The following is a 21,085-nucleotide window of genomic DNA, read 5'->3' as shown; positions in this document are numbered from 1 at the left end:
AGCAAACGATTTTTACGCTCGTTTTTTTTCCTGATAACTTAATCATGTGTTGCAGGTTTGTTTCATGGCAATTGATCGTGATGGAAAATGTGCTGGGCAGTTTCAAATAACACCTTCGCAACATCCGCCGATGATTCCCCCCGCAACGTCATCAATATTTCCGCTATTTTCGGCAGCGCTTCCGGGGTATTTCGGGTGCCTTGTTCACCTTGCAGCGGCATATCGGGCGAGTCGGTTTCCAGCACCAGGGCCTCAAGCGGCATGATCCGAAATACCTCTCGCGTCTTGTTCGCCCGCTCAAAACTGATCACTCCGCCCACTCCAAGTCGAAAACCCAGTTGCCAGAATGCCTCCGCCTGCTGCAACGAACCGCTGAAGGCGTGGATCACCCCGCCACGGGGCGGCTTGAAGCGGCGCAAGACCTTGACCACTGTGTCATTGGCGCGCACCGAGTGGATCATCAGGGGTAGCCCGGCATCGGCGGCCAGCCGGATCTGAGCCTCAAACAGCGCAAATTGCCCTTCCTGCGGCACCTGAGAGCGCAGATCCAGCCCACACTCGCCAATGGCCACCAGCCCGGCAGGTTGGCTCATCACCAGCGTTCGCAGCCGCTCCATCACACCCTCCCGCTGCTCACCGGCATACCAGGGATGAATGCCCAGGCCATAAAAGAGGCCGGAATACTGATCTGCCAGAGCCATCACACGAGTCCAGTTATCCTCTGCGATGGCTGGAATGATATACTCCATCACCCCCAATGCCCGACAACGGGCCAGCAGCGCCGCCCTGTCCTGGTCAAACACCGGAAAGTCGAGATGGCAATGGGTATCTATCAACTGCATATCACTCCCACCTGTTTGCGGTATTTAATGGGTCATTGAACATGATGAACAACAGAAACAGCGGCTTTACCCTGATTGAACTGGTGCTGGTGATCATAGTGCTGGGGATCCTAGCCGTCACCGCCCTGCCCCGCTTTATCAATATCAAGGATGATGCCCTGAAAAGCACAGTCTCGGCGACCGCTGGCAGCTTTGCCAGTGCAGTACAGCTGGCCCATGCTGGCTGGGCGGTGAAAGTGCAGGGACAAGACCTCGCACTGTATAACTTCAGCGGGATGGGCAAGAAAGATCTGGATATCAACCACTACGGCTGGCCTGTGGGCACCAAGGAGGATCAGAATGGTCAGGGGCCTGATGCCGTATTCCCCGGTGGCGACAGCGATCAGATCTCCGTCAACAGCCGGGATGACTGCGAGAGCCTGTTCGGCGCCCTGCTCGACACCGATCTGACGGCGGTCGATGAACTCCATACCAACTCAAAGAGTGATTACATCTCCCGACTCATCCAGGCAAACGGGCAGGCTGATGGCACGCTTCGCCACGATAACTGCCGCTATATCCTGCGCGACTCAATCAACCGCTTCCAGACCAACTCGGATTATCTAAACGGCCTCGGCTTCGAGTACAACAGTGTTACCGGTGCCGTGACCCGCAATTTTGATTGAGTTCAGCCTCTTCAGCGCAAACTCGCTCTTTGGTTGAATCATCATCATAACGAACCGGTGTGCAGCAGCGCCGGTTCTCCTGAGTGAGCCCCCACTCCTCGCACCATGCATCGTAACGGGCCAGCCAACGCAGCAATACCCCTTTCATCGTCACACCTCCGCCAACAGGTTCAGGTCAAAAACCATCCTAATCAGAGTTGGCAAGGGGAGCAAGTCATCCCCATTTTTGCGATCGGGCGAGATAAAAAGAACCGGTCAGCATGGCTGACCGGTTCTTTTAACATTCCCCGAAGAGATTATCCGATGAGCGACAGCTCATCCGCCTCACAGGCTCTTCAACTTCTCTTCCGGCAAGGCCAGCTCGTCGTTGTGGTTGACGCCGATACCGCGCTCCAGCACATGACGGGCAATGGCGTGCGCCTCTTCCAGCGAGTGCATGCTGTAGGTGCCGCACTGATACTCGTTCAGCTCGGGGATCTTCGCCTGATCCTGCACGGTCAGCACGTCGCTCATGGCCGCCTGCCAGGCTGCGCCAACACGGGCTTCGTCCGGCGCGCCGATCAGGCTCATGTAGAAACCGGTACGGCAACCCATGGGGGAGATGTCGATGATCTCCACCCCGTTGCCGTTCAGGTGATCACGCATGAAACCGGCAAACAGATGCTCGAGGGTGTGGATGCCGCGCTCGGAGAGGATCTCCTGGTTCGGCACGCAGAAACGCAGGTCGAACACTGTGATGGTGTCCTTGTTCGGGGTCTGCATGGTCTTGGCCACACGCACCGCAGGCGCAGCCATGCGGGTGTGGTCAACGGTAAAACTGTCCAATAACGGCATTTCTGACTCCTGATTTGGTTACCAGAACCAGCCCCCGCTGGAGAGCTGATCCTTGCATTGTCGATACTGGGCGCCGTAGCGCTGGGCGCGGGCCTCCACCTTGCGGGATGTCTTCATCAGCCATCCCTTGCTGCGGTAGCTGCCACGCCGATAGCCACCCCACCCTTCGTGATAGTTGAGATACTGGCCATACGCATCCCACTTGGAGATGCCGTTCAGCCGCTGGGCCTTGTGAGTGTACCAGCCCATGAAGTCGATGGCGTCGGCAAAGTCGTCGCGATCGCTCCAGCCGTTGCCGGTTTCCCGCTGGTAGTCGGCCCAGGTTTCATCTTTGACCTGGGCATAGCCGTAGGCCGAACTGGCCCGCCCGGTCGGGATGAAGAGGAAATACTGCATCTGCGGCTGGGCATCGTGCACGAAGGAGGATTCCTGATACATCATGGCCATCACCACGTGGATCGGCGTCCCCCACTTCTCATTCATCTTGAGCGCGGCCTTGTGCCACTCCGGCTTCTCGCGAAAGATCTGGCACAGATTCTCCGGCTGGGCCGGCGGCCGGGTACTGCAAGCAGTCAGGCCCGCCAACAGGCTGGCGACCACCACGAAGCGCATCCACCCCATCAAATGAGGCCACACTTCACGCCTCTGGTCAGGTAAAGAGATAGCCAAGGTCAGATCGCGTCTTCGTTCTCTTCGCCGGTACGGATACGAATGACACGCTCCACCTCGCAGACGAAGATCTTGCCATCACCAATCTTGCCGGTACGGGCGGTGTTCTGGATCGCTTCCAGGCAGGCATCGAGATCCTCGTCCTGCACCACCAGCTCCACCTTCACTTTCGGCAGGAAGTCGACCATATATTCGGCGCCGCGATAGAGCTCGGTATGGCCCTTCTGGCGGCCGAAGCCTTTGACTTCGGATACGGTCATGCCGTTGATGCCGATCTCGGCCAGGGCCTCGCGCACATCGTCCAGCTTGAACGGTTTGATGATGGCTTCAATCTTCTTCATGGTGACTCCTTACCAGTTCTGTTTGCCGAACCCGGATGTAATGGGGTAACGGCGATCCTTACCAAAGTTGCGAGCCGTAATGCGGGGCCCGACCGCCGCCTGACGGCGCTTGTATTCGTTGAGATCCACCAAGCGGATCACCTTGCGCACCACCGCTTCCTCGAACCCTTCTGCCACCATATCGGCCACGGACGCATCCTCTTCCACATAACGCTTGAGGATGGCATCGAGGATGTCGTATGGCGGCAGACTGTCCTGATCCACCTGATCCGGTGCCAGCTCTGCCGAAGGGGGGCGGTCGATAACCCGCTGCGGGATCACGTAGTCGACCGAGTTGCGATATTCACACAATTTGAAGACCAGTGTCTTCGGCACATCTTTCAGCACGTCGAAGCCACCGGCCATGTCACCGTAAAGAGTTGCATAGCCGACCGCCATTTCGCTCTTGTTGCCGGTGGTCAGCACGATACGACGACGTTTGTTGGAGAGCGCCATCAGCAGCACGCCGCGGCAGCGGGCCTGCAGGTTCTCTTCGGTGGTATCGCGGGCGGTGCCTTCAAAAAGCGGCGCCAGCTGGGTCATAAACCCTTCGAACATCGGTTCGATGGAGATGATATTAAACTCAACCCCCATCCGCTCTGCCTGCTCTTTGGCATCTTCCACACTCATCTGGGCGGTATAGCGGAACGGCATCATCACCGCCTGCACCTTGTCGGCGCCGATGGCATCGGCCGCGATGGCCAGGGTCAGTGCCGAGTCAATGCCGCCGGAAAGGCCCAGCACGGCGCCGTGGAAGCCGTTTTTGGTCACGTAATCGCGCACCGCCAGCACCAGCGCCTGATAGGTCTCGGCCAGCGGCTCCAGCGGCGCAGCCGGTTCACACTCTTTCACCGGCTGACCATCGACAAAGCGCACCAGCGCCAGCTCTTCGGCAAACGGGGCGAGCTTGTGGGTCAACTCGCCCTGACTGCTGAACACCTTGGAGCAGCCGTCGAAAATCAGCTCATCCTGACCGCATACCTGATTGAGGTAGACCAGCGGCAGACCGGTCTGATCGCAGCGCTCAGCCATCAGCTCGCGGCGGATCCAGGGTTTCTCCTGATCGTAGGGCGACGCATTGATGGTGAGCAGCAACTCTGCCCCAGCCGCCTTGGCGGCCAGCGCTGGGCCCAGCTGCCACAGGTCTTCACAGATAAGCAGCCCCAGCTGGTGACCACGGAACGGCACCACGCAGGTCTCGCTTGCAGCGGTGAAATAGCGCTTCTCATCAAACACGCCGTAGTTGGGCAAATCCTGCTTGAAGTAGCGGGCAATCAGCTTGCCGTGCTCATAGAGGGAAGCCGCATTGTAAAGCGCCTCCCCTTCACGCCAGGGATGACCCACCAAAATGGCACAGTTACCCTGCCATGCGGCAACGCGAGCCAGCGCGGCATCGACCCGGATCATCAGATCGGCACGCAGCAGCAGATCTTCCGGCGGATAGCCGGTCAGGGCCAGCTCGGAGCAGACCAGCAGATCAGCGCCTTGCTGCTCGGCCTGAGCCGCCGCAGCGAGCACTTTGTCAGTGTTATCTTCGATGGCGCCTACCGTCAGATTCAACTGGGCAAGCATCAGAGAGAGGGCTTTTGCCATGGCGATGCATCTTAAAATCAAAAATGATGGGGAATGATAAAGAAAAGGGGGGCAATCTGCCAGTTCAAGACGGGCGTAACCATGTGACAGCAATCAGCGGGAGAGATAAGCTGTATGTAGTCACGGAACGACAGGCCTTCGCAGATATGAAAAACGCCGGATTTACCCTTATGGAATTGATGATAGCCATTGCGCTGGGCGTCATTCTGCTGGGGATTGGTATTCCGTCCCTCTCTAACCTGCTTGGCAGCAATAATTTGGCGACCCAAGAAAAGAGCCTTCTCAACCACTTAAACTACGCCAGACAACAAGCCATCTCCAACCAGCAGACCGTCACTCTTTGCCTGACCACTCTCAACAATGCTACTGAGGAGTGCATACCAGCAGCTCAACATGGTGCGAATCGGCTACTCGCCTTTATCGATACTAATGGCGACCTGAAGCTTAATGGTAACGAAGCAACTATTGCTGCCAGTCCCGAATTTCCTGCAGAACTGACCATTTCCGCCGATGCACAGGCGCTGCGCTTCAACCCGGTCGGCACCATAACGGAAGTCCCGCCTGATGAAGCCAATATTGAAGTTATATTTTCGCTTTGTATTAGCGGTGAAAATAGTGTGACGATTGATGTAATGCATGCTGGACGTGCCCATAGCCAGGCAAGTGGTGCTGTATGTCCATGACCAGCGTTAACTACAGCGAAACACACACGATCACAAAAGGATCCATTTCAATCCAATAACTATGCTTAGAGTCTCTTTTGAACAAGGACTCATACGCTATGGCACGAAATGGATTTACCCTGCTTGAGTTTTTGATATCTGCAAGCCTGACAACCATCCTGCTGACCTTGGGACTGCCGTCATTGGCAAATCTGCTGACATCTACCGACAGCGACATCTACACAAGAAACCTGCAGGACCACCTGATCTTCGGCCAACGACAAGCCATCACACTGCAGCAACCAGTCACAGCATGTCTTGCCATGCCTGTCAGGAACTCCACAAAAGAAAGCTGCGTACTCGCAAATCATGCTGGCGCCCAGCGAATGCTTGTCTTTATCGACACCAATCAGGATCGCCAATTCGATATTGCAAATGGCGATGTCTTGTTATCAGCAACAGAACCCTTTCTTGAAAAACATACCGTCACTGCCAATCGACAATTTGTACGTTTTAGCCCGGATGGCACAGCGATTGGCACCAACATGACGCTCCGGTTTTGTAGCGACCAGGCACCCCGAATCGATATCATCATCTCGCCATCCGGTAGAAACAGAAGCGAAAAAAAGGGGCTGAGTTGTTCTTAGCCCCTATACCCTACTCTCCCAGCAGCATTATCTGGGTTGGATTTCATCTTGCTTTTTTGCATCAGCCAGCGAAAAGGTGGCGGCCAAAGGAACACACTCGATTACCTCTGTGACAAGATGCACCACTCCATCAATCTCATAACCTTTCTGTTTAAACACCCTGACCAGATTTGCCTTGCTGGTATCAGCGACCGGTTGCTGCAACACCATCTGCACGCCACCTTCCAGAGTGACATAACATTTTATGTCTTCAGTTTGAGCCTGAACCAACAAGGGCAAGCCCACACACCAGAGCAGCATGCGTTTCATCCCTGTTCTCCTTCATAGAGATAGATTTTCTTGGGAGACATATCCATTTTTGCCTCCTCTGCACCTTGAGAGCATTCACCTTCACCAGTACAACGTTCAGGCTCTCCCTGCCCATCATCTGTGAGGATGACCTCCTTGCCCGGAGCACCACCTATAATTCTGATCCGGCCATCATCCCCACCATGAATAACCAGATCATCAGCGACCTTATTTTGCACCTCAACGTAACGCTGAATAACTTCCTGATTGTTGCTATCCAGCACATATTTGAACGAAGTACCGTAGTGCATATCAATCATATACTGGCGCATGGCACCGATTGATTGAATCGTACATTGCTGGAAGTCCTGCACCTGAGGCAGGAAAGAGGTGAAATAGAGCTTGCCTTGCAACACCAAACCAGCCCCCATTGATTTTTCACCACTTTCATTGAGCCAGAATTTCCATCCCAACTTGCTGGTCAAAGCCTTGGTGGTATTTACGATCTGATCTTCATTCAAACCGATAAATGGATCGCTGGTCACATCGTAGAGATCGCTCAACGTGATACTTGATGGTACCGAAGGTTCTGATGTTGCGCCAAACAAAGTCGGATTGACATTGTAGTCACGTAACATCACATATACATTTTGGGTTATTGCTTCCGAAGAAGGACGATTGCGATCACCACTTCCTATCAACACGGCATCAAACGGGCGCTCACTGTAGAGATAATTTGTACCATCATATTTCCAACCTTTGTTGATGGTGCGTACCAATACAGGTTGAGTAAAGAAACGGCGATCATCTTCCAACTTTTTGGCTGTTCCACTCAAATGAGCATTCCCCAAACTGGCGAACTTGATGGCCGTCCACTTGGGTTTATCTGTTCCTTTCAAATCGATACGCCAGATCTGACCACCGGTATCGCCTGCGTAGATCCGATCTGTAATACCATCCCCATCACTGTCCAGTACAGAGACCGAGCCTGGCATGCTGTAAACCATGCCTGCAACCTGCTTGTTCGTTGCACTAGTTGCATCCGGAGTGAAGCTGAACAACAGAGTACCAGCTTCAGCATCAACGATATAAATACCCAACCCTTCACTATCTTCAACCCCTTGACCCAAATAGCTCTTTGATTGGTCATAACCCCCAGAGAATATCAGAACAGGCTTATAATTTTTTTTACCAGCGGTTTCTGAGTAATAACCTGGAATAAAAGCAACCTCAGGGATCGACCAGGTTTCACCGAGCCTGCCAAAGCCAGCACTATTTTTGTCCAACCGCCACATCAGCGAGGGAGAATCCGGATTGGATATATTCAAAGCATAATAGGCCTTGCCACCGCCCCGTAACCCGGTAAATAACCATACCTTATCACCTTGTGACGACTTGATATGACCATCTTTGACTTGCTCATTGACCAGCACGGTAGGTGATGAATCCACACCATAGAGATGTACCGATGAATCCAGGTTCTCTCGCAACGCTTTCTGATTAGCGATAAATTGATAAGGCATGGCGGCCCAGCTTTCATCAACGGTGGTACCGCTGTCTTTGAACATATGCAAGAAGCCAGCATTGGTTCCCATCACGATTCGCAGGTCAGGTGTACACGATGTCTGTCCTGTCAACTTTGTACAACCATAATTGATCACTAATGGCCGAGAATGTAGAGGATCACCCAGGATATGCTCCCGAATATCCGTTTTTTTTCCATCCTGATTTTCGTCAAAAGCATCTCCCCCCTTGGCCCAATTAAGCAGATCATCCATGCTATCAGTACTATTGAGGCTCATTACTGTACGTAACGGAGTAGCCCCACCCGCAATACTTTCAAGGTTAGACTTGCTAAATTCGATTAATGCATTTGTAGTGCCTGTAGGAGGAGGTATAATATAAATATTACGATTAGTTTTCTCAGCCAGCATCTCTTGTATCCCCCCCTCAGCAACCTTGTTGCCATCGCTGGTTGAGGACCAGAAAGTTATTGCAGCTTCAAGAATAGTCCCGTCGCTAGAGATCGCAGGCATACCACTTTGATCAACCACATATCCTTTTTCAGGAGCTAAAGCCAGTTTTTTCAGATTCCCTTTCCATCTCGGGCCAACCCCCGGTTCAAACATGGCATAGTAAATATTATTCAGGCTACGAGTACGGTCAAAGTTATTGGTGGCAATCGCTGGTGAGACCAGTGAGGTGTTCATTTTTAAAATCGCTAACAATGAAGACTTTAACGCCTCGTTCAACTGAGTCGCATCGGTGGCAGGATAATATTTACCACCACCACGGCGAGCAGTCTCTGCCAATAATGTTCCAGCCCCCGTGATAGCCTCATCACCGAAACCTACGGTAAAGGTAGTGACCGTCTGCTTGCCTGCCGCAGATGCATTGACATCATTGTTCTTCATATAACCAGCAAGTGCTGCAAGGTAACTTTTATCTTTGCCTGTCCCATAACCGACCGTGCCACTATAACTAGGCTTATTAGGATCGGTTGAGCTATTTAGCAATCCAGCTACCAAACTATCTGCAGCAGCATCATACGTTGGTGCACCGTCAGTCATGTAAATGATATAGCCATTATTAGAACATTTATCATATGGTGACTTATATTTATTAGCTGATGGAATTTCAGCATTAGGGTCACGCTGAGGATTACGACTCGCATCATCATCACCAAAGTAGATGTCAAGTCCACCAAAATAGCGGTAGGCCTCATACATAGTTTCGCAAAGAGGTGTCCATGTCTCCGCAGCAAGGCTATTTGATTTGTCAATAAGATCTTGTGACCCTGTTTTCCCTCCAACCAAAATGGAATCATTACCAATAATATGCCTAATGATACGGCCACCATTTTTATTAGTGCTGCCGTTGCCATCATTTTGGTTAAACACCGCAAGCCCAAAGTCTACCGCCGGGGTCGAACGAACCAACTCTCTAAGCGCTTGCTTGGCTACATTTAGTCTCGATGTGGAAATAGTGGAGGGTGCATAATACCAGCGTAAATAGTTTGCCGTATACATGGTCAGCACTTCTGAACCACCAGTATTAGGAGCAGTTGATGTAGTGCTATCAACCCATGGAATACTAATGTTGGTGTTATTTGATCTATTTACAGGATAACCTTTAGTTGCCCCAGAGATGGACTGATATGAACCGGAAAAACCACTATTATCATTATTCCTTGCTGAAATATCCTGTTGGCAGTCCACTATGTTAGTGGTGCTTCCAGTATAGTTCCTTAATGGTTTCCACTCTCCTTTTTTGCTTTTACCACTGCCGGAAACCTCGTAATTCCAATATACTGTTGCAAACAGTCCAACTTCATTAAGAGGAGCTTTAGATGAAGCGCAAGCATTTTTATTTACTGAGAATCGCCGAGTATTGTTACTATCGAGCGTTTGAGGCGGAGTTCCACTAGTTGAATAATACAGAAAACTATTACTACCATCATCATTCGCCAATCTTGGATAAGGAAATTCAGGATCGTACTCTTCCTTTCCTAGCAAAGAGGTGTCACCCATACTACCTGAATTATCAAATATAAAAAGCACTTTAGGCCGGAAGTCCCCCGCCTTTGCAAAATCGTAAATAAATAACTCGGTATCATCTGAATAACCAGTGCCCACAGCCAAAGATGTGCTGGATATACCACTACACAACACCAGCAAGCTTGTTAGTACACAGTTCCTGATGTTCATATTCTGCCCCCTAATTGGCACTGAGCAAGGGTTGTTCTACCCCGGCAGTAAAGATCATTTGGCTATTCACTTTGCCATAAGCACTGGATGTGGTCGCTTCAGCATAACGACAGGCTGGTGTTACATTCTGGCTACTGGCTTCAATTTTGCGTTTGCATACACTTTCGGTATTGATTGTCAGGGTGGTCGCAGGAGTGGTCGTACCGATTGCAGCTGAAGTGCCAATAGCCTGCGTTGCAATTTGTGTTGAGAGAGAAGTGTCACCCAATGCAGACTCCAGGGTGCCTTCCACTTCGTGTTCTGCTCGTTGCAAACTGGCGCTAGAACTGGCCATTTTCAGACTCATACCACTGGACTGCATGACGACTACGGCAATCAGAGTCAAAGGAACCAGAATGACTAGTGCGACTATCAACGCAACTCCCTGCTGTTTTTTAACCGCTCTCATGTTCCACCTCGGGTAGCTATTTGTTGATTACGTAGTGCAATACTACTTTCCAATAACAGACGGCGATAACCATCACCTCCACCATTGACCGTAATATTACCGAGTTGATAGCTGTTGTTATTCTTATAGCGACTCGATTCCCGATCGGATCTAATTAGCAAGAACAGTCTGGCGCCCAATACTCGCCCTTCATTCCACCGCTGTGTTGTCATCTGATCCGTTGACATATATCGGTCTATGCGTCCGTCAGGGATCAAGGAGTCATCAACACCATACATCAGCACCATATGTTCAACCCCTTCAGCCATGGTGCCACCAATCAGAGAAGAACCACCATTGACGGTCAAATAGCGCTTACGCAAAACAGGTATGCCATCTTCTTGCGACAGATAATAAATATAGTGCTGGTATTCCCAGACTTGACTCTCATTATTAGCACCAAATAATGGTCGGGTTTCGCTCCCCTTGATGACTCTCGCCTCCTGACTATTGGCTGCCATATAAAAGCGGTTTGCATCCAATCCTTCTGATACTGGTATAGGACGACCAACCAATCGCTTGATGCTGATTACATCGCTATTTTCCACCCGATCAGCCGCGAGAATACAAGCGAACCCGGCCATCCCTTTGCTGGCTGATACCCGACTGACCCATAGCCCCCTGATGGGACCAGCATTTGATGGCAAACTCCCCACAGAACGCTCATCCAGACAATCGCTACTGGCAGGAATAATGCTGCCAGCACTGAGGGTCAGAGAGGATCCAACTTGTGTCGACTGGCCGGTATAAGCCCCAAAAAAGCCCGCCCATTTTATATCCTGGCTAATCAGCCGAATGGCCAATCGACCATTTTCCTGTAATTCGCTTTGATCAAAGGCATCTTCAGAGCTTGAGCGAGACATAACAAAAACAGTGAATACCCCGGCCAAGAGGAATAGACCGAGCACCATGGCGACCAGCCACTCGACCAGAGTGAAACCGCGGGATTTCATAAGGTGGTCGTCAGAATAAACTGACGCCTCGCAAGATTGTTGACCGTTGACAATTGACACTCATTAATCAAGGTTGCTGCCGCACCGGCAGCCCCTCCATCGGATATATCTTGTTTGCCAGCCCAGAAGATCCCGACCGCCAGCACATTATTGGCACGCCGTACCACACAACCGACCGGCGAGTTCAACGCAGAGGCAGCCCCCGTCACACTTGCTCCCAACAAGGCCTGCTGCCAATAGTGCAGGTCGGCATTACGTAAATCTGCCGCACTGCACGCACTGATTGTGCCATCTGCTGCTGCGCATGTAGGTCGGGGTAAATTAGCGGCCAGATTAACCGTCACAGCGCCTGTAACACTCCAGCTGTCACGATTTATCCGTACTCGTTCGACCATATCGTTAGCCAGCCAGCTGGCAATAGTGCGCTGGCGAGCTTCGTAACTGGCAAATTTGGAATGGGTTTGCAAAGCAACCAGACCGAGCAGCCCCAATGACAGGATCACTGCGGTGATCATTACTTCCAGCAGGCTGAATCCTCTCTGATGTGAAGGAGCATAAATGGCCATAGGCTATTCCCAGCAGCTATTGCTAGCTGTACCAGAGGCACTTTTGATGCCCATCTGATTGATGGAAAAAACCGTGCAATCGGTATCTTTGGCCTGGGCCGTCGTCGCGCCAGCACTGGCTGACAAGGTGTAAGTGTTGCCTGATACGGCAATGGACAATTGATACAGACCGGTCTCAGATGCACTACTAATACCAAGTGCCGCAGCAGAAGATGCGTACTGATTAAAATCCATAAAATAGGTTTCTTGCCGATTGGCCGCATTCAACAACATGGCCTTGGCTTCGACACGGTGACTGCGCAGCACATATTGCTGATAAGAGGGGTAGGCGATGGTGCCGAGGATCGCCACGATGGCGACGACAATCATCAGCTCAATAAGAGAAAAGCCACGAGAGTATCCAATCATATCCCATCCTTGGTGACTGACTGCTTTATAAGTTTAACGCCGAGCCTGTCACTAGAACAAACCCGGCGTCATTATTAACACACTTTATTCTTAAGCCTTCCTGGCCGCACTCAAATTATTCTAAGTTCGGGAGGAACCTCAAAGACTACGTTCTCTTCACGGCCGGGATGCTCGGCAACCACTTTGCCACCCAGCTCGCGCAGGCGCGTGATGACGGATTGCACCAGCACCTCGGGGGCAGAAGCGCCTGCAGTCACGCCGATCGCCTTCACCCCTTCCAGCCAGCTCGCCTCAATCATCGACGCATCGTCGATAAGATAGGCGCTGGCGCCCACCTTCTCGGCCAGCTCGCGCAGACGGTTGGAGTTGGAGGAGTTGCGAGACCCCACTACCAGCATGGCGTCCACCAGCCCCGCCATCTCCCGCACCGCATCCTGACGGTTCTGGGTGGCGTAGCAGATATCGTCCTTGCGCGGCCCCTGGATCTTGGGGAAGTGCTTGCGCAGCGCATCGATCACATCAGAAGTCTCATCCACGCTCAGGGTGGTCTGGGTGACGAAGCAGAGGTCATCCGGATTCTTCACCTTGAGCCTGGCCACATCGTCCGGTGTCTCCACCAGATACATGCCCCCTTCGCGATTCTCGTACTGCCCCATGGTCCCGATCACCTCGGGGTGACCGGCGTGGCCGATGAGCACTGCTTCCGAGCCCTTGCGGCTGGCGCGATGAACCTCCATGTGTACCTTGGTCACCAGCGGACAGGTGGCATCGAATACCTTGAGGGCGCGGGACTTGGCCATCTCGCGCACCGTCTTGGCCACGCCGTGGGCGGAGAAGATGACGATGCTGTCATCCGGCACCTCATCAAGCTCCTCGACGAAGACAGCGCCCGCCTCTTTCAGCTTGTTCACCACATAGCGGTTATGTACCACTTCATGGCGGACATAGATGGGGGCCCCGAACTTCTCCAGCGCGCTCTCGACAATGCTGATGGCGCGATCGACACCGGCGCAAAAACCGCGAGGGTTAGCGAGCAGAATATCCATTAGTGCACCTTCTCCTCATCATCAACGCCCAGGATCTCCACCTCGAAGGTAACGGTATGACCGGCCAACGGGTGGTTGAAATCGACCGTCACCGACATCCCGGCTACCGCCCGGATGATGCCCGGCAGCTCGCTGCCATTGGGCTGATCAAACAGGATGATGGTGCCGACTTTTGGCTCCACATCGGCGCCAAACTTGGCACGGTCGAGATGGTAGATGTTGTCCGGATTGGAGAGGCCAAACGCCTGCTCAGGCGCCAGCGTGAAGCTCTTGCTCTCCCCTGTACGCAACCCCAGCAGGCACTGCTCGAAGGTGGGGGTCAGGCTGCCATCGCCCATCCGCAGACGTGCCGGCTTGCCGTGCAGCGTCGTGCTGTCGGCAACCGAACCATCTTCCAGCTTGATGGAAAAGTGGAACAACACACTGCTGTTAGCGGTGATCTGCTGGCTCATGCCTGCTCCTTTTTCTCACCACGGAACCCGTCCAGCACAATCATGGCGGCACCGATAAAGATAAAGCTGTCGGCCAGGTTGAATGCCGGCCAGTGCGCACGCTGCCAGTAGAAGTCGAGGAAATCGACCACATGACCCAGCACCAGTCGATCAAAGACGTTGCCAAGGGCACCGCCGATGATGAGTGAATAGGCGATACCGCTCCAACGCTGGGTCACCGACTGCTTGCGCAGCCAGTGGATCAGCAATCCACAGATGGCAAACGCCAGCACGGCGAAGAACCAGCGCTGCCAGCCCCCCTGATCAGCCAGAAAGCTGAATGCGGCGCCCTTGTTGTAGACGTGAACCAGATTGAAGAAGGGGGTGATCTCCACCCCCGGGTAACCAAATGGCAGCAACTTGACCACGGCGAGCTTGCTCGCCTGGTCCAGTACAAAGGCCAGCACTGCCAGCCACAGCCAACGCAGGCCGCTTTTATGTTGAGTCATGTTCATCAGGCAAATTGACGCGTTTCGCCGTCACCCTCAACGTTGGTCACACAGCGACCACAGATCTCTTCGTGACCCGCGATGGTGCCCACATCTTCCACATGGTGCCAGCAGCGGTCGCACTTGGCGGCGGCAGACTGGGCCACGCTCAGCCACAGGTCATCACGCTCGGTCGCCACAGAGCCTTCCGGCGCAGTGTCAGCCACCACCACCTTGGCCTTGGAGGTGAGCAGCACGAAGCGCAACTCATCGGCCAGGGCGTTCAGGCGCGCAGCCAGCTCCGGCTTGGCGAACAGGGTCAGTTCTGCCTGCAGGGAACCACCGATACGCTTCTCGCCACGGGCCACTTCCAGCGCCTTGTTCACTTCACCGCGCACGGTAAGGATCTCGGCCCAGAAATCGTCGTTGAGGGTTTCACCGGCTTCCAAACCGAACAGGCCGTCGTACCACTCTTCGGTGAACACGAACTCGCCGCGCTCGCCCGGCAGCAGTGCCCAGATTTCATCGGCGGTGAAGCTCATGATCGGCGCCATCCAGCGCACCATGGCCTCGGCGATGTGATAGAGCGCGGTCTGGCAGGAGCGACGGGCCAGGCTGTCGGCCTTGGCGGTGTACTGACGATCCTTGATGACATCCAGATAGAAGGAGCCCATCTCGATGGAGCAGAACTGCATCAGCTTCTGGGTCACGCCGTGGAAGTTGTACTCATCGAACGCTGCCATGATCTCGGCCTGTACCGCTTTGGCACGACCGACAGCCCAACGATCCACCACCACCATGTCGGCAGGTGCAACCATGTCGGTCGCCGGATTGAAGCCATTCAGGTTGGCCAGCAGGAAGCGGGCGGTGTTGCGAATACGGCGATAAGCATCGGCAGAGCGCTTGAGGATCTCGTCGGAGACGGTCATCTCGCCGGTGTAATCCGTGCTCGCTACCCACAGACGCAGGATGTCGGCGCCCAGCTTGTTCATCACGTCCTGCGGGCTGACCACGTTACCGATGGACTTGGACATCTTGCGGCCCTGACCATCCACGGTGAAGCCGTGAGTCAGCACCTGGTTGTACGGGGCCTTGTCTTTCATGGCCACGCCGATCATCAGTGAGGACATGAACCAGCCACGGTGCTGGTCAGAGCCTTCCAGATACATGTCGGCCGGGTTGCCGTTGAACTCGGGACGGGCATCGACCACGGAGGAGTGGGTTGAACCGGAGTCGAACCAGACGTCCAGGGTGTCAGGCACCTTGTCGTACATGTCGGCATCGGCACCCAGCAGCTCGGCCTTGTCCAGATCCCACCATGCCTGGATGCCGGACTGCTCGACCCGCTTCGCGACTTCGTGCATCAGGCGCACGGATTCCGGGTGCAGCGCCTGAGTCTCTTTGTGAACGAACAGGGAGATGGGCACACCCCAGGTACGCTGACGGGAGATACACCAGTCAGGACGGTTCTCGACCATCGCCTGAATGCGGTTTTTACCCCAGGCCGGTACCCAGCCGCTCTGGCCTTGCTGGGCAATGCCGTCCTTCTCGATGCGCTCGATCTCTTCCAGCGCGCGCTTACGCAGACCCTTCTGCTCCATGCTAATGAACCACTGCGGGGTGGCACGGAAGATGATCGGGGTCTTGTGACGCCAGCAGTGCGGGTAGGAGTGGTTGAACACCTTGTGATGCAGCAGGGCGCCGCGCTCGGTCAGCACCTCGACCACGGAGGCGTTGGCTTTGAACACGTGCTGGCCGGCAAACAGTTCGGTATCCGGCAGATAAACGCCATTGCTACCAACCGGGTTGGCCACTTCCAGACCGTACTTCTGACCGACCACAAAGTCTTCCTGACCGTGGCCAGGGGCGGTGTGGACTGCGCCGGTACCGGCATCCAGGGTAACGTGGTCACCCAGTACCACCGGCACGTCGAAGCTGTAGAAGGGGTGGTTGAAGCGCAGCAGCTCGAGCGCGGCACCCTTGGCGTAGCCCAGATTGTGGAACTTCTCGATACCGGCACGATCCATCACATCCTTGACCAGCTCAGCGGCCAGGATCAGACGCTCGGGGTGCTCCCCTTCGACCTGCACCAGCGCGTAGTCGAGGTCGGCGTGCATGGCGATGGCGCGGTTGGCTGGCAGAGTCCACGGAGTGGTGGTCCAGATCACCGCAGAGAGCGGGCCCTTGCCGGTGTGGCCTTCGGCGCAATCAAATTTGGCGGCAACGGTCACCTCATCAACGGCCTTGAAACGCACATCGATGGAGGGAGAGTTCTTGTCGTAGTACTCCACTTCGGCTTCAGCCAGCGCGGAGCCACAATCGGTACACCAGTGCACCGGCTTGGAGCCTTTGTGCAGGTGGCCGTTTTCAACGATCTTGGCCATGGAGCGGATGATGTTGGCTTCAGTGCCAAAATCCATGGTCAGGTAGGGATGTTCCCAGTCGCCCAGCACACCCAGACGGATAAAGTCGGTCTTCTGCGCTTCGATCTGGGTCTTGGCGTATTTGCGGCACTCGGCGCGGAATTCGGCAGCGGAGACCTTCTCGCCCGGCTTGCCGACCATGCCTTCCACTTTCAGCTCGATAGGCAGACCGTGGCAATCCCAACCCGGCACATAGGGGGAATCGAAACCGGAGAGGCCCTTGGACTTGATGATGATGTCTTTGAGGATCTTGTTGACCGAGTGACCGATGTGAATGTTGCCGTTCGCATAGGGGGGGCCATCATGCAGAATGAAAGAAGGCTTGCCCGCTTTGGCGCGGCGAATAGCGCCGTAGAGATCCTGATCGTACCAACGTTTCAGCATGTTGGGTTCGCGCTTGGCCAGATCGCCACGCATCGGAAACTCGGTTTCCGGAAGATTCAGGGTGTGTTTATAGTCGCTCATCAGTCCTGGGTTCCCTTCTTTTCTAAAAGAGTGCTGGGTAAATTGAATTGTGGCAGCCCGAACCAGGCTCGGGCCGCCAGGGCATCTCGTTCGATCTGCTCTTTCAAGGCAATGAAAGAGGCAAACTTCTGCTCTTCGCGCAGCTTGTGGCGAAGCAGCACCTTGACCTGCTGACCATATAGATCACCAGAAAAATCAAATAGATGTACTTCCAATCTGGCTTGTGTACCGCTCAAGGTCGGCCGTACGCCCACATTGGCTACACCGGGGAAGGTCTTGCCGGAACATATCACTTCCACCGCAAACACGCCACCGACCGGGATCACCTGGCGCTTGAGGGCCAGATTGGCGGTGGGAAAACCTATGGTGCGCCCCAGCTTGTCGCCGTGGGCCACCCGGCCGCTGATGGTATAGGGGCGGCCAAGCATCAGCTCCACTTCCGCCATCCGGCCCGCCTTGAGGGCCTCGCGCACCAGGGTGCTGCTGACCCGCTGCCGTTCGAGCTGGAAGCTCTGGGTACTGATCACCTCGAACCCGAAGCGATGGCCCGCCTCTTCCAGCAGGTGGAAATCCCCCTCCCGCCCCTTGCCGAAGCGAAAATCGTCGCCAACCACCAGATAGCGCACCCCGAGCTTCTCCACCAGCAACTGCTCGATGAAGGTCGAAGCCGCCTGCTCGGCAAAGCGGTGACTGAAGCGCACGCAGAGCATGCGGTCGATCTGCAGCCCCCGCAGTGCCTCATACTTTTCCCGCAACCGGCTCAGCCGGGCAGGCGCCGCCGTACCGGCAAACAGCTCCAGCGGCTGCGGCTCGAACAGCATGACGCAGGCAGGCAATCCCAGCTGGGCCGCTTTCTCCTTGAGACGTGCCAATACCGCATGGTGACCCTGATGAACCCCATCAAAGTTGCCAATGGTTAATACACATCCCCGGTGACGGGGCTTGAGATTGTGAATGCCGCGAATAAGCTCCATCAGTGCCTTGTGCGTTGCTGCCATGGAAATCGGCGGATTATATATCAGGCAGCAGGCAGGGTCAGCCCTCATAGCCTGATTTCAACTATCCGGGCCCAATCCCGCCCCCCATGGCGCCATGAGGCACTCTCCCCATGGCGCCGCAGGATCACAGCTACTACTGCCCCGATTTAAGATGACGTGGGCGAATGCCCAGCAGCAGCAACACCACCGCGTAGACCGCGGCCCCCAGCGACAACAGCATGGTCAGCTGCAAACTGGCCTTGCCCATGCTCCATGCGCCCCACCGGGCCAGATCCGGCGACAGGTAGGCGAGCACGCCCCCCATCAGCACACTGGCGACCAGCAGTTTGAGGCAGAACACCCCGGTATGGCGGGAGGGGCGATAGACGCTCTGCTGGTACAACCCCTTGAACAGCAAGGCCGCATTCAGGGTGCCCGAGCAGGCTGTTGAGAGCGCCAGACCCACGTAACCGAGCGGATAGATGAAGAGGAGGTTGCAGACCATATTGGCCGCCATCGACATCATCCCGATCCGCACCGGCGTCTTGGTATCCTGACGGGCGTAATAGCCGGGTGCCAGCACCTTGATCAGCATCAGAGAGAGCAGACCGGTGGTAGATGCCAGCAAGCTGGCGCTCGACATGGCAACTTCATGCAGGCCGAACTCGCCGCGCATAAACAACACCCGCAGAATCGGCTCGCGCATCACCGCAATGCCTATCATGGCCGGCAGGCCGAGCAGCATCACCATCCGCACCCCCCAATCCATGGTGCGGGAGAAGTCGGCCGGATCGGCATCCACATGCTTTTTCGCCAGCGCAGGCAGGATCACGGTACTGATGGCCACCGCAAACAGGCCAAGGGGGAACTCCAGCAGGCGATCCGAGTAGTAGAGGTAACTAATGGCACCGGTCGCCAGGAAGGAGGCGAGCATGGTGTTGACCAGCAGGTTTATCTGGCTGACCGAGACCCCGAACAGGGCGGGGATCATCAGGGTGCGGATCTTCACCACTCCCGGGTGATGCCATCCCCACTTGGGCCACACCAGCATGTTGATTTGGCGCAAAAAGGGATACTGGAACAAAAACTGCACCAAACCGCCCAAAAAGACACCAATCGCCAGCGAGATCTCCGGTTTGTCCATCAGCGGCGCAATCCACCAGGCAGCCGCGATCATGGTGATGTTGAGAAACACCGGCGTAAACGACGAGACCGCAAAGCGGCCAAAGGTGTTGAGGATGGCCCCCGCCATGGCGGTAAAGGTGATAAACCAGAGGTAGGGGAAGGTGATTTTGAGCATCAGACTGGCGAGCTCGAACTTCTCGGCCGCGGGGCCGCCGTGCAGCCAATCCCAGAACCAGCCCCAACCAAACAGCGCGGTCAGCACTCCCGACCCCAGCACCCCGAGCAGGGTGACCACCGTCACTATGCCTCCCAGCGTACCCGCCACCGCGGCCAGCAATTCACGCACTTCCCCCTCGTTGCCATTTTTCTTGTACTCCGTCATTACGGGGACAAAGGCCTGGTTGAAGGCACCTTCGGCGAACAGACGACGCAGAAAGTTGGGAATGCGATTGGCAAAGAAGAAGACGTCTGCGGCCACCCCGGCACCGAGCAGATTGGCGATGACCACATCGCGAACCAAGCCCATTACGCGGGATGCCAGCGTCATTCCGGACACTATCATGCCGGATTTGATCAATTTCTTACTCAAGACGAGGCCTCTGGAACTGTCAGAATGAAAAGAATGCTGCTAGAATCGGCCGACAGTTTAACCGTCTCCCTACTGACACACCACCGGGAGGCGGTGTTTATTTGCACAAATCATTTGACATTATGTGGTTGGAAGGGCATATTTCCGGGCCTTTTCAATACACTCGCTAAGACAGTTTTAGGAGTTTTACCTTGGCTAACATCAAATCTGCTAAGAAGCGCGCTCTTCAGTCAGAAAAACGCCGTCAGCACAACGCCAGCCGTCGTTCTATGACCCGTACCTACCTGAAGAAAGTCATCGCTGCTATCGCCTCTGGCGACAAAGCTGCCGCGACTGCCGCTTTCGCTGTTGCTCAGCCGATCATGGATCGTATGGCGACCAAAGGCCTGATCCACAAGAACAAAGCTGCTCGTCACAAGAGCCGCCTGTCTGCCCAGATCAAAGCTATGGCTTAATCAGCTTCTGCTGATCAAAGCTAAAAAAACCGGCCTTAGTGCCGGTTTTTTATTTATCTGCGCTGCAATAAAGTCGATGCAGCAAACTGATCATTTCACGCACCTCATGGCTACGCAGCGAATAGTAGACCGTCTGGGCCTCTTTGCGCGTTGTCACCAGCTCATCCCGCCGCAACAGCGCCAGATGCTGTGACAAGGCCGACTGACTCAATCCCAATCGCTCGTTAAGCTCCCCCACCGACAGCTCCCGCTCCAGCAACTGGCACAGAATAAACAGCCGCCGTTCGTTGGCCAGCGCCTTGAGCAAGGCCACCGCTTTACTCGCATTGGCTTCCATCTCTTCAAGTTGCATCACATCTCTCCTCTACCACTCATCGCCGATGAT

Annotated in this window: 22 protein-coding genes; 4 read left to right on the top strand and 18 right to left on the bottom strand. The window is 54.7% G+C overall.

Annotation, left to right across the window (positions count from 1 at the left end; all coding sequences use genetic code 11):
• Window positions 1-62: 62 nt before the first annotated feature.
• Entirely contained in the window at window positions 63-842 is a 780-nt protein-coding gene (locus tag I6G90_RS18950) for a TatD family hydrolase (protein ID WP_182933467.1), read from the bottom strand.
• A 41-nt stretch (window positions 843-883) separates the two neighbouring features.
• Here I6G90_RS18950 and tppF point away from each other — a divergent pair, with 41 nt between their 5' ends.
• On the top strand, window positions 884-1,507 hold the full coding sequence (gene tppF / locus I6G90_RS18945; protein WP_269668389.1) for a type IVa pilus pseudopilin TppF: 624 nt from the start codon (window positions 884-886) through the stop codon (window positions 1,505-1,507).
• A gap of 324 nt (window positions 1,508-1,831) precedes the next feature.
• Here tppF and luxS read toward each other — a convergent pair whose 3' ends face one another.
• The 4 genes from luxS to I6G90_RS18925 are packed head-to-tail and all read right to left on the bottom strand — an operon-like array spanning window position 1,832 to window position 4,983.
• A complete protein-coding gene (gene luxS / locus I6G90_RS18940) occupies window positions 1,832-2,341 on the bottom strand; it encodes an S-ribosylhomocysteine lyase (RefSeq protein WP_197928726.1) in 510 nt (169 codons plus the stop codon).
• Window positions 2,342-2,359: 18 nt separating this feature from the next.
• A complete protein-coding gene (locus I6G90_RS18935) occupies window positions 2,360-2,953 on the bottom strand; it encodes a transglycosylase SLT domain-containing protein (protein ID WP_332260277.1) in 594 nt (197 codons plus the stop codon).
• 59 nt (window positions 2,954-3,012) lie between these two features.
• Window positions 3,013-3,351: a nitrogen regulatory protein P-II gene (gene glnB, locus I6G90_RS18930; RefSeq protein ID WP_005308848.1), complete on the bottom strand. Its 339-nt coding sequence runs from the start codon at window positions 3,349-3,351 to the stop codon at window positions 3,013-3,015.
• 9 nt (window positions 3,352-3,360) lie between these two features.
• The gene (locus I6G90_RS18925) at window positions 3,361-4,983 is read right to left on the bottom strand and encodes an NAD+ synthase (protein WP_197928725.1); all 1,623 of its coding nucleotides are present in this window, start codon (window positions 4,981-4,983) and stop codon (window positions 3,361-3,363) included.
• 23 nt (window positions 4,984-5,006) lie between these two features.
• Here I6G90_RS18925 and I6G90_RS18920 point away from each other — a divergent pair, with 23 nt between their 5' ends.
• The gene (locus tag I6G90_RS18920; RefSeq protein WP_232254377.1) at window positions 5,007-5,666 is read left to right on the top strand and encodes a GspH/FimT family pseudopilin; all 660 of its coding nucleotides are present in this window, start codon (window positions 5,007-5,009) and stop codon (window positions 5,664-5,666) included.
• A 98-nt stretch (window positions 5,667-5,764) separates the two neighbouring features.
• The gene (locus I6G90_RS18915) at window positions 5,765-6,292 is read left to right on the top strand and encodes a GspH/FimT family protein (RefSeq protein ID WP_075113929.1); all 528 of its coding nucleotides are present in this window, start codon (window positions 5,765-5,767) and stop codon (window positions 6,290-6,292) included.
• A gap of 27 nt (window positions 6,293-6,319) precedes the next feature.
• On the opposite strand, the gene tapY2 is transcribed toward I6G90_RS18915, so the two are convergent.
• The 12 genes from tapY2 to murJ all read right to left on the bottom strand — a co-directional run bounded on the left by tapY2 (window position 6,320) and on the right by murJ (window position 20,245).
• Window positions 6,320-6,601 carry a type IVa secretion system protein TapY2 gene (gene tapY2 / locus I6G90_RS18910; RefSeq protein WP_058053944.1) on the bottom strand — a complete coding sequence of 94 codons (282 nt, stop codon included), beginning with the start codon at window positions 6,599-6,601 and terminating at the stop codon, window positions 6,320-6,322.
• Complete coding sequence (locus I6G90_RS18905; protein WP_197928724.1) at window positions 6,598-10,287, bottom strand: pilus assembly protein; 3,690 nt, start codon at window positions 10,285-10,287, stop codon at window positions 6,598-6,600. The genes tapY2 and I6G90_RS18905 overlap by 4 nt, the downstream gene beginning before the upstream one ends.
• A gap of 10 nt (window positions 10,288-10,297) precedes the next feature.
• A complete protein-coding gene (gene tppD, locus I6G90_RS18900; protein ID WP_197928722.1) occupies window positions 10,298-10,735 on the bottom strand; it encodes a type IVa pilus pseudopilin TppD in 438 nt (145 codons plus the stop codon).
• Window positions 10,732-11,727, bottom strand: a complete 996-nt coding sequence (locus I6G90_RS18895) for a PilW family protein (RefSeq protein WP_197928721.1) — start codon at window positions 11,725-11,727, stop codon at window positions 10,732-10,734. Before I6G90_RS18895 ends, tppD begins: the two co-directional genes overlap by 4 nt.
• A complete protein-coding gene (pilV, locus tag I6G90_RS18890) occupies window positions 11,724-12,293 on the bottom strand; it encodes a type IV pilus modification protein PilV (protein WP_197928720.1) in 570 nt (189 codons plus the stop codon). Before pilV ends, I6G90_RS18895 begins: the two co-directional genes overlap by 4 nt.
• Window positions 12,294-12,296: 3 nt before the next feature.
• Window positions 12,297-12,701, bottom strand: a complete 405-nt coding sequence (locus I6G90_RS18885) for a type IV pilin protein (protein WP_042059696.1) — start codon at window positions 12,699-12,701, stop codon at window positions 12,297-12,299.
• Between the two features lie 110 nt (window positions 12,702-12,811).
• Complete coding sequence (gene ispH, locus I6G90_RS18880; RefSeq protein ID WP_197928719.1) at window positions 12,812-13,747, bottom strand: 4-hydroxy-3-methylbut-2-enyl diphosphate reductase; 936 nt, start codon at window positions 13,745-13,747, stop codon at window positions 12,812-12,814.
• Window positions 13,747-14,199: an FKBP-type peptidyl-prolyl cis-trans isomerase gene (gene fkpB / locus I6G90_RS18875; RefSeq protein WP_197928718.1), complete on the bottom strand. Its 453-nt coding sequence runs from the start codon at window positions 14,197-14,199 to the stop codon at window positions 13,747-13,749. The genes ispH and fkpB overlap by 1 nt, the downstream gene beginning before the upstream one ends.
• Complete coding sequence (gene lspA, locus I6G90_RS18870; RefSeq protein ID WP_005340447.1) at window positions 14,196-14,693, bottom strand: signal peptidase II; 498 nt, start codon at window positions 14,691-14,693, stop codon at window positions 14,196-14,198. Before lspA ends, fkpB begins: the two co-directional genes overlap by 4 nt.
• Window positions 14,693-17,554, bottom strand: coding sequence for an isoleucine--tRNA ligase (gene ileS, locus I6G90_RS18865; RefSeq protein WP_197928717.1), 2,862 nt, complete (start codon window positions 17,552-17,554; stop codon window positions 14,693-14,695). Before ileS ends, lspA begins: the two co-directional genes overlap by 1 nt.
• Window positions 17,554-18,528, bottom strand: a complete 975-nt coding sequence (ribF, locus tag I6G90_RS18860; protein ID WP_111806105.1) for a bifunctional riboflavin kinase/FAD synthetase — start codon at window positions 18,526-18,528, stop codon at window positions 17,554-17,556. Before ribF ends, ileS begins: the two co-directional genes overlap by 1 nt.
• Window positions 18,529-18,685: 157 nt before the next feature.
• Window positions 18,686-20,245, bottom strand: coding sequence for a murein biosynthesis integral membrane protein MurJ (murJ, locus tag I6G90_RS18855; protein WP_197928716.1), 1,560 nt, complete (start codon window positions 20,243-20,245; stop codon window positions 18,686-18,688).
• A 191-nt stretch (window positions 20,246-20,436) separates the two neighbouring features.
• Here murJ and rpsT point away from each other — a divergent pair, with 191 nt between their 5' ends.
• Window positions 20,437-20,700, top strand: coding sequence for a 30S ribosomal protein S20 (gene rpsT, locus I6G90_RS18850; RefSeq protein WP_005308808.1), 264 nt, complete (start codon window positions 20,437-20,439; stop codon window positions 20,698-20,700).
• A gap of 49 nt (window positions 20,701-20,749) precedes the next feature.
• Here the strand turns inward: rpsT and I6G90_RS18845 are convergent, their stop codons facing one another.
• On the bottom strand, window positions 20,750-21,052 hold the full coding sequence (locus I6G90_RS18845) for an ArsR/SmtB family transcription factor (protein ID WP_013724128.1): 303 nt from the start codon (window positions 21,050-21,052) through the stop codon (window positions 20,750-20,752).
• Window positions 21,053-21,085: the final 33 nt, after the last annotated feature.

This window comes from Aeromonas allosaccharophila, from assembly GCF_016026615.1.
In the GTDB taxonomy this organism is placed as follows: domain Bacteria; phylum Pseudomonadota; class Gammaproteobacteria; order Enterobacterales; family Aeromonadaceae; genus Aeromonas; species Aeromonas allosaccharophila.
Note: the sequence above shows the minus strand (reverse complement) of the source record. Positions and strands in the feature narration are given on the sequence as shown.

Bases quoted from the DNA above. Each gene is read 5' to 3' on its own strand.
- glnB (WP_005308848.1), bottom strand. From the start codon at position 3,351: ATGAAGAAGATTGAAGCCATCATCAAACCGTTCAAGCTGGACGATGTG.
- ispH (WP_197928719.1), bottom strand. From the start codon at position 13,747: ATGGATATTCTGCTCGCTAACCCTCGCGGTTTTTGCGCCGGTGTCGAT.
- luxS (WP_197928726.1), bottom strand. From the start codon at position 2,341: ATGCCGTTATTGGACAGTTTTACCGTTGACCACACCCGCATGGCTGCG.
- I6G90_RS18905 (WP_197928724.1), bottom strand. From the start codon at position 10,287: ATGAACATCAGGAACTGTGTACTAACAAGCTTGCTGGTGTTGTGTAGT.
- I6G90_RS18935 (WP_332260277.1), bottom strand. From the start codon at position 2,953: ATGCGCTTCGTGGTGGTCGCCAGCCTGTTGGCGGGCCTGACTGCTTGC.
- ileS (WP_197928717.1), bottom strand. From the start codon at position 17,554: ATGAGCGACTATAAACACACCCTGAATCTTCCGGAAACCGAGTTTCCG.
- lspA (WP_005340447.1), bottom strand. From the start codon at position 14,693: ATGAACATGACTCAACATAAAAGCGGCCTGCGTTGGCTGTGGCTGGCA.
- I6G90_RS18920 (WP_232254377.1), top strand. From the start codon at position 5,007: ATGATGGGGAATGATAAAGAAAAGGGGGGCAATCTGCCAGTTCAAGAC.
- I6G90_RS18895 (WP_197928721.1), bottom strand. From the start codon at position 11,727: ATGAAATCCCGCGGTTTCACTCTGGTCGAGTGGCTGGTCGCCATGGTG.
- I6G90_RS18915 (WP_075113929.1), top strand. From the start codon at position 5,765: ATGGCACGAAATGGATTTACCCTGCTTGAGTTTTTGATATCTGCAAGC.
- I6G90_RS18845 (WP_013724128.1), bottom strand. From the start codon at position 21,052: ATGCAACTTGAAGAGATGGAAGCCAATGCGAGTAAAGCGGTGGCCTTG.
- I6G90_RS18925 (WP_197928725.1), bottom strand. From the start codon at position 4,983: ATGGCAAAAGCCCTCTCTCTGATGCTTGCCCAGTTGAATCTGACGGTA.
- pilV (WP_197928720.1), bottom strand. From the start codon at position 12,293: ATGGCCATTTATGCTCCTTCACATCAGAGAGGATTCAGCCTGCTGGAA.
- fkpB (WP_197928718.1), bottom strand. From the start codon at position 14,199: ATGAGCCAGCAGATCACCGCTAACAGCAGTGTGTTGTTCCACTTTTCC.
- ribF (WP_111806105.1), bottom strand. From the start codon at position 18,528: ATGGAGCTTATTCGCGGCATTCACAATCTCAAGCCCCGTCACCGGGGA.
- I6G90_RS18885 (WP_042059696.1), bottom strand. From the start codon at position 12,701: ATGATTGGATACTCTCGTGGCTTTTCTCTTATTGAGCTGATGATTGTC.
- tapY2 (WP_058053944.1), bottom strand. From the start codon at position 6,601: ATGAAACGCATGCTGCTCTGGTGTGTGGGCTTGCCCTTGTTGGTTCAG.
- I6G90_RS18950 (WP_182933467.1), bottom strand. From the start codon at position 842: ATGCAGTTGATAGATACCCATTGCCATCTCGACTTTCCGGTGTTTGAC.
- tppF (WP_269668389.1), top strand. From the start codon at position 884: ATGATGAACAACAGAAACAGCGGCTTTACCCTGATTGAACTGGTGCTG.
- tppD (WP_197928722.1), bottom strand. From the start codon at position 10,735: ATGAGAGCGGTTAAAAAACAGCAGGGAGTTGCGTTGATAGTCGCACTA.